The sequence below is a fragment of the Pseudomonas sp. DCB_AW genome (assembly GCF_026240895.1).
In the GTDB taxonomy this organism is placed as follows: domain Bacteria; phylum Pseudomonadota; class Gammaproteobacteria; order Pseudomonadales; family Pseudomonadaceae; genus Aquipseudomonas; species Aquipseudomonas kermanshahensis.
Map to the genome: position 1 here is coordinate 21,006 of NZ_JAPFCE010000065.1, position 6,881 is coordinate 27,886.

Annotated in this window: 7 protein-coding genes and 1 tRNA gene; 6 read left to right on the forward strand and 2 right to left on the reverse strand. The window is 62.4% G+C overall.

Annotated elements, in window-relative coordinates:
• Positions 1 to 352 precede the first annotated feature (352 nt).
• From OO306_RS23280 to OO306_RS23295, 4 genes are all read left to right on the forward strand, one after another.
• The gene (locus OO306_RS23280; protein WP_265970030.1) at positions 353 to 2,602 is read left to right on the forward strand and encodes an AsmA family protein; all 2,250 of its coding nucleotides are present in this window, start codon (positions 353 to 355) and stop codon (positions 2,600 to 2,602) included.
• Positions 2,599 to 3,666, forward strand: coding sequence for an A/G-specific adenine glycosylase (mutY, locus tag OO306_RS23285; RefSeq protein ID WP_085273847.1), 1,068 nt, complete (start codon positions 2,599 to 2,601; stop codon positions 3,664 to 3,666). Before OO306_RS23280 ends, mutY begins: the two co-directional genes overlap by 4 nt.
• Positions 3,663 to 3,935 carry an oxidative damage protection protein gene (locus OO306_RS23290; RefSeq protein WP_027594266.1) on the forward strand — a complete coding sequence of 91 codons (273 nt, stop codon included), beginning with the start codon at positions 3,663 to 3,665 and terminating at the stop codon, positions 3,933 to 3,935. Before mutY ends, OO306_RS23290 begins: the two co-directional genes overlap by 4 nt.
• Before the next feature lie 90 nt (positions 3,936 to 4,025).
• Positions 4,026 to 4,101, forward strand: a tRNA-Phe gene (locus tag OO306_RS23295).
• A 160-nt stretch (positions 4,102 to 4,261) separates the two neighbouring features.
• Here OO306_RS23295 and OO306_RS23300 read toward each other — a convergent pair.
• On the reverse strand, positions 4,262 to 4,468 hold the full coding sequence (locus OO306_RS23300; RefSeq protein ID WP_085273848.1) for a hypothetical protein: 207 nt from the start codon (positions 4,466 to 4,468) through the stop codon (positions 4,262 to 4,264).
• A 351-nt stretch (positions 4,469 to 4,819) separates the two neighbouring features.
• Between OO306_RS23300 and ppk2 the strand changes: the two genes are divergently transcribed.
• Entirely contained in the window at positions 4,820 to 5,671 is an 852-nt protein-coding gene (gene ppk2, locus OO306_RS23305; RefSeq protein ID WP_225876717.1) for a polyphosphate kinase 2, read from the forward strand.
• A 9-nt stretch (positions 5,672 to 5,680) separates the two neighbouring features.
• On the opposite strand, the gene OO306_RS23310 is transcribed toward ppk2, so the two are convergent.
• Positions 5,681 to 6,214 (reverse strand): hypothetical protein, encoded by a 534-nt coding sequence (locus OO306_RS23310; RefSeq protein ID WP_027594263.1) that lies wholly within the window; start codon positions 6,212 to 6,214, stop codon positions 5,681 to 5,683.
• Between the two features lie 129 nt (positions 6,215 to 6,343).
• Between OO306_RS23310 and OO306_RS23315 the strand changes: the two genes are divergently transcribed.
• The gene (locus tag OO306_RS23315) at positions 6,344 to 6,787 is read left to right on the forward strand and encodes a hypothetical protein (RefSeq protein ID WP_027594262.1); all 444 of its coding nucleotides are present in this window, start codon (positions 6,344 to 6,346) and stop codon (positions 6,785 to 6,787) included.
• Positions 6,788 to 6,881 lie beyond the last annotated feature (94 nt).

The window sequence follows — 6,881 nt, forward strand, 5'->3', positions numbered from 1 at the left end:
AAGGTTACCAGCACCCGGTGGGATGAAAGCAATCTGATATCGTGGATTTTTCTGTAGCTGAAACGGTATTTCGAGTTCACCCCATTCTTGTAGGAGCAGCCTTGTGCTGCGAAGAGGCCGGCAAAAATCAGCTTGATTCTGGGTTGTTCGCTCTGCCGTCTTCGCAGCACAAGGCTGCTCCTACAATGGCTGCATGCGCCGTTGGAACTGTAGATATGAGAACTGTCGAAAGCCGCAACATCTGATCCATTCGTAGGGAAATGCCCTGTATCTCTTGCCGGATACGCAGGGATAAGCACTGCGGCGCTATACTCTGCCGCTGAAATTCAAATCGGACTACAAGGACTCGCCCATGAAAGCGTTCGGCAAAATCCTGGGACTGGGGCTTCTCGGGTTGCTGCTGATCATCGTGGCGCTGGGCTTCGCCCTGACCCACCTCTTTGATCCCAACGACTACAAAGACGAGATTCGCCAGCTGGCGCGCGACAAGGCTCATGTCGAGCTGACCCTCAACGGTGACATCGGCTGGAGCCTGTTCCCGTGGTTGGGCCTGGAGCTGCATGACGCGAGCATCGCGACCTTGAGCAAACCCAGCGAGCCGTTCGCCGACCTGAAGATGCTCGGCCTGTCGGTACGCGTGCTGCCGCTGCTGCGCCGCGAAGTGCAGATGAGCGATGTGCGCGTCGAAGGCCTGAACTTGACCCTGGCCCGCGACGAAAATGGCCATGGCAACTGGGAAGACATCGGCAAGCCATTGCCCGCCCCTAACGGCGCCCCAACCGATACACCGGCCCAGGCACCTGCCGAACAGGCCCCGGCGCAAGCCGACAGCGGCAGCGAGCGTGCGGTCAAACTCGACATCGACAGCCTGACCGTGAACAACGCCCGCGTGCAGTACACCGATGCCAAAAACGGCCAGAGCTACAGCGCCGAAAGCATCCAGCTGAGCACCGGCCCGGTCCATGAAGGCGCGAACATTGCGCTTAAGGCGAGTGCCTTCCTCAGCGCCACCCAACCGAGCATCAAGGCCCGCACCGAGCTTGCCGGCGAACTGCGCTTTGACCGCAAGCTCAAGCGCTACAACTTCGAAGACATGCGCCTGTCGGGCGAAACCTCGGGCGAGCCGTTTGCAGGCAAGACCGTGACCTTCGCCGCGCAAGGCCAACTGCTGGTCGACCTGGCAGCCAATGTCGCTTCGTGGAATGGCCTGAAAATTTCGGCCAACCAGCTGCGTGCACTGGGTGAACTGAACCTGCGCGACCTGGACAAGGCACCCCAACTCAGCGGCGGCCTGTCGATCGCCCAGTTCGACCTGCGCACCTTCCTCGACGGCATCGGCCGCCCGCTGCCCACCACGAACGACCCTGCCGCGTTCACCAAGCTGGAACTGGTCACCCGCCTGCAAGGCACGTCGAACAGCCTGGCCCTGGCAGACCTGGCCGTGAAGCTGGACGACAGCACCTTCACCGGCCGCGTGGCCGTCGAAGACTTCGCCAAACAGGCCCTGCGCCTGCAACTGAAGGCCGACACCTTCGACGCCGACCGCTACCTGCCCGCCAAGAGCGAACAAGCCAAAGGCGCCACCGCCGCCCGCCAGGCCGAGGTCAACCAACAGGAAGCCAGCGCCGTGGCCGGTGCCAGCAGCTCCCCGCTGCCCAACGCCCCGACCCAGGTCGCCTGGAGCGACGACAAGCTGCTGCCGGTGGACCGCCTGCGCGCCCTCGACCTGCAGGCCGACCTGACGTTCGGCGCACTGACCCTGGACAAACTGCCCATTCAGGATGCCCAGCTCAAGGCCACCGGCCAAGGCGGCTTGGTGACCCTGCAAACCCTGCGCGGCGGCCTCTACAATGGCAGCTTCGAGGCCAAGGGCACCGTCGATGTGCGCCCTGCCGTACCGCAGCTTGGCGTCAATACCAAGATCAACCGCGTACCGGTGGAACACTTCATCAAGGCCGAGGGCAAAGAGCAAACGCCACCGGTCAAGGGCCTGCTGACCCTGACCAGCGACCTGACCGCAACCGGTAACAGCCAGAAGGCACTGGTCGACACCCTCAATGGCAGCGCCAACTTCACCATCAACGATGGCGTGCTGGTCAATGCCAACCTTGAACAGCAACTGTGCCAGGCCATCGCCACCCTGAACCGTAAAACGCTCAGCGGCGAACCGCGCGGCAAGGACACGCCCTTCGAGGAACTGCGTGGCAGCCTGGTGGTGCGCAATGGCGTGGCCAGCAACCCAGACCTCAAGGCCCGCATCCCTGGCCTGACCGTCAACGGCCACGGCGACCTCGACCTGCGCGTGCTGGGCATGGACTACAACGTCGGCGTGGTCGTCGAAGGCGACCAACGCGCCATGCCGGACCCGGCCTGCCAGGTCAACGAGCGCTATGTCGGCGTTGAAGTGCCGCTGCGCTGCCGCGGCCCGCTGGAGCTTGGCGCCAAGGCCTGCCGCCTGGACCAGGACGGCCTGGGCAAGGTCGCCGCGAAACTGGCCGGCAACCGCCTGAAAGACAAGATTGATGAAAAACTCGACGAAAAACTCGGAGACAAAGTGAGCCCTGAACTCAAAGACGCGCTCAAGGGGCTGTTCAAACGATGAGCCCCGAGCAGTTCTCCAGCGCCGTGCTGGACTGGTATGACGCGCACGGCCGACACGACCTGCCCTGGCAACAGGGCATCAACCCGTACCGGGTATGGGTGTCGGAAATCATGTTGCAGCAGACCCAGGTCAGCACCGTGCTCAACTACTTCGACCGCTTCATGCAGGCCCTGCCCACCGTGCAGGCCCTGGCCGAAGCGCCGGAGGACGAAGTGCTGCACCTGTGGACGGGCCTGGGCTATTACACCCGCGCGCGCAACCTGCAGAAGGCCGCGAAAATCGTCGTCGAGCAGCATGGCGGCGAGTTCCCGCGTAGCGTCGAGCAACTGACCGAACTGCCTGGCATCGGCCGCTCCACCGCCGGTGCCATCGCCAGCATCAGCATGGGCATCCGCGCGCCCATCCTGGACGGCAACGTCAAGCGCGTGCTGGCCCGCTTTACCGCCCAGGCCGGCTACCCCGGCGAGCCCAAGGTGGCCAACCAGCTGTGGGCCAGCGCAGAGCGCTACACCCCGCAGACCCGCGCCAACCACTACACCCAGGCAATGATGGACATGGGCGCCACGCTGTGTACCCGCAGCAAGCCCAGCTGCCTGATCTGCCCACTGCAACGCGGCTGCGAAGCGCACCTGCACGGCGAAGAAACCCGCTACCCCGAGCCCAAGCCACGCAAGGCGCTGCCGCAACGCCGGACGCTGATGCCGCTGCTGGCCAACCACGAAGGCGCGATCCTGCTGTACCGCCGACCGTCCAGCGGCCTGTGGGGTGGTTTATGGAGCCTGCCGGAGCTTGAGCACATCGAACAGCTCGACGACCTCGCCTACCAGCATGGCCTGCGCCTGGCAGAGAGCCGCGCCCTAGACGGCCTGACCCACACCTTCAGCCACTTCCAGCTGGCGATCGAGCCCTGGCTGGTGAAGGTCGACCCGGTCGGCCAGCACGTGGCCGAGCCCGACTGGCTCTGGTATAACCTCGCCACCCCGCCGCGCCTGGGCCTCGCTGCCCCGGTCAAGAAGTTGCTCAAACGCGCGGCCGACGAACTGATTGCAGGAGATGCCCGATGACCCGCACCGTGATGTGCCGCAAGTACAAAGAAGAACTTCCAGGCCTGGAGCGCCCGCCCTACCCAGGTGCTAAAGGCCAGGACATCTTCGATCACATCTCGCAGAAGGCCTGGGCCGACTGGCAGAAGCACCAGACCATGCTGATCAACGAAAAGCGCCTGAACATGATGAATGCCGAGGACCGCAAATTCCTCCAGGCCGAGATGGACAAGTTTTTCGCTGGCGAAGAATACGCCCAGGCCGAAGGCTACGTTCCGCCTGCTGAATGACCCCAAAAAACGTAAGCGACGGAATTAATTTAAAATTTTTTCAAAAAGTCGTTGACGGACGGTCTGGAAATCTATTTAATTCACCTCGTCGCCCAGATAGCTCAGTCGGTAGAGCAGAGGATTGAAAATCCTCGTGTCGGCGGTTCGACTCCGTCTCTGGGCACCACCTTCAGCTTCTGGTGGTTGCAAAGTTACCCGAAGCGACAACAAGAAACCCGCCTAGTGCGGGTTTTTTGTTGCCTGCGTTTTTTGCAGTGGCCATCTGTAACCCCGCCAAAAAAAGGCCCCCTGAGCAATGCACAGAGGGCCTCGTCACAAATCAGCCATTACGCCTGGCTATCGAATTCCTCGGGGGTCATCTGCCCCCGATAGGAAATGCTCAGCAGCGCCCTGGCGTCATCAACGGATGCGACCGCCTTGGCCAACTCCGCCTCGGTGATCTTGTACTCATCCAGGGCCAGAGTAAGCCAATCGTTGTAACCGGTGCCGTCGTTGCTGACACAGCTCAACACCAGGTGAAAGTAATGCTTCATGGGTAAGTCTCCTGTTAGCCCCACCTAAGCGTGGGCAGATCAGGCTATTGCGCCCGCCCTTTGAGTATCAGGTGGAAACCACCCACCTGAGGCTGGGGCCGAGCCCACCTTTCCGGGTAAATTGACCCGCATCAATAAGCGCCAGGCCTGTCGCCCCTAGCATGGGAAAAGCACATCAGAACCGACAGGACCTCCATGAGCGACGACGCCACCCTGCTAGTCACATCCACCTCGAACGCTACGCCGAACGCCACGCCAACCAGCCCCAACCGCCGCGCACGCCCGCGCAAACCCGCCATCAAAGCCGTCGCCGACCCCGTCATCACCCAGGTCAGCCAGCAACCGGCAGCCATGGAAGTGGCCAGGGCGCCCAAGGGCAGCAACGAAGACAGCACCCGCGCACGCCTACCGGCCAGCTACCCGTACCGCACCCGCATGCACCGCCAGGAATACGAAAAGGCCAAGCACGCGCTGCAGATCGAACTGCTTAAAGTGCAGAGCTGGGCGAAGGAAACCGGCCAGCGCGTGGTGATCCTGTTCGAAGGGCGCGACGCGGCGGGCAAAGGGGGCACCATCAAGCGCTTCATGGAGCACTTGAACCCACGTGGCGCGCGGATCGTGGCGCTGGAAAAGCCTTCCGAGCAGGAGAAGGGCCAGTGGTACTTCCAGCGTTACATCCAGCACCTGCCCACGGCGGGCGAAATGGTCTTCTTCGACCGCTCCTGGTACAACCGCGCCGGGGTCGAGAAGGTGATGGATTTCTGCAGCCCGCTGCAGTACCTGGAGTTCATGCGCCAGGCACCCGACCTTGAACGCATGCTGTGCAACAGCGGCATCCTGCTGTTCAAGTATTGGTTCTCGGTAAACCGCGAAGAGCAGCTACGGCGCTTCATCTCACGCCGCGACGACCCGCTCAAGCACTGGAAGCTGTCGCCCATCGACATCAAGTCGCTGGACAAATGGGACGACTACACCGCCGCCAAAGAAGCGATGTTCTTCCATACCGACACCGCCGATGCACCCTGGACGGTGATCAAGTCCGATGACAAGAAGCGCGCGCGCATCAACTGCATCCGGCACTTCCTGCACTCGCTGGATTACCCAGGCAAGGACCTGGCCGTAGCGCACGCCCCAGACCCGCTGCTGGTGGGGCGCGCATCACGCGACTTCGAAGAGGATGAAGCGCCTACCGCCGCCCACTGACAGCGGCAATCAGAAGTTGGCCATGGCGCTACAGTATTCAGCCTTGGTGGTCTGCACGGGTTGCTCCACCCCCAGCTGCCGCAGCTTGACGCCGCAGGCGCTGTAGCCGCGCACCACCACTTCGTAATCGGCGCCTTTCTGCGGCACGAAGTAGAACATGCCCAAACAGTTGGTCACGCTGTTGTAGCTGCTACGGCCACCATCGAGAAAGTGCAGGGTGAACGGCTTGCCGGCCGGCACCAGCACTTCGCTGACCGCATCGCCCTGCATGACCGGGGCGCTGGCGGGCATGCCCAGGGTTTCGCCATTGCGGTCGGCAAAACCCTCCTTCGGCACCGCGATCACCCCGGCGCCGGGGCTGTACCAGTCAACGCAATCCTTGCCCGGCACAGCGCGCACCATGCCGTCGGCAATCACCCGCAGGCGTGCGGTATCGCCTGAAGTCGGTGAGCCATAAGGCGTGTTGAACGATTTGACCGCGGCAATATTGCCGCAGCCGGCCAGCGCCACTGCTAGCAGGCAAAGCGAGATCGGTGTTTTCATCCCTGAATTCCTCATGAGTAGATGCCGGACATCCGGCCGCTTGCCTGAGACCCTCGCATGTCGCTTGGGTTTCGCGGGCAAGTGCGATTCAATACGCGCACTTTTTCAGGCACACCCAAGGATTCACCCATGGCCACCACGACCAAGCAACAGAAACGCGCCAAGCGCGCCGCCAGCAAGGCCAAGCAAAACCGCATGGTGCGCAGTGGCCAGGCGGTCAAGGCCAGCGCCGGCGACAGCGCCAGCATCGAGCAGGTGTTCAACAAGGCCATGGAGTCGGACAGCTACAAGGAGCTGTTCGACAAGATGAAGGCGGCACAGGAAACCAGCCTGGTCGCGATGATCTCGGTGTTCCTGGTCGACCCGCTGCTGGCCCTGGTGCTCAAGGGGCACAAGGAAGAGCACGCCACCGACTACATCGTGCTGGTGTTCAATGCCTACCGCACCTGGCTGGATGGCGCCGACGAAGACACCACCATGGCCTGGCTGGAAAGCGACGAGTTCCAGGAGGCGTATATCGCCGCCTCGGAAGTTGTGGCCAAGCAGCAACAGCAGCAGAAGCAGTTCGGCTAAAGAAGCCAGCATCGGCCCTAGGGTAGGAGCAGCCTTGTGCTGCGAAGAGGCCGGTGAATGCACCGCAACTATTGGCTGCTTTCACGGGCCTCTT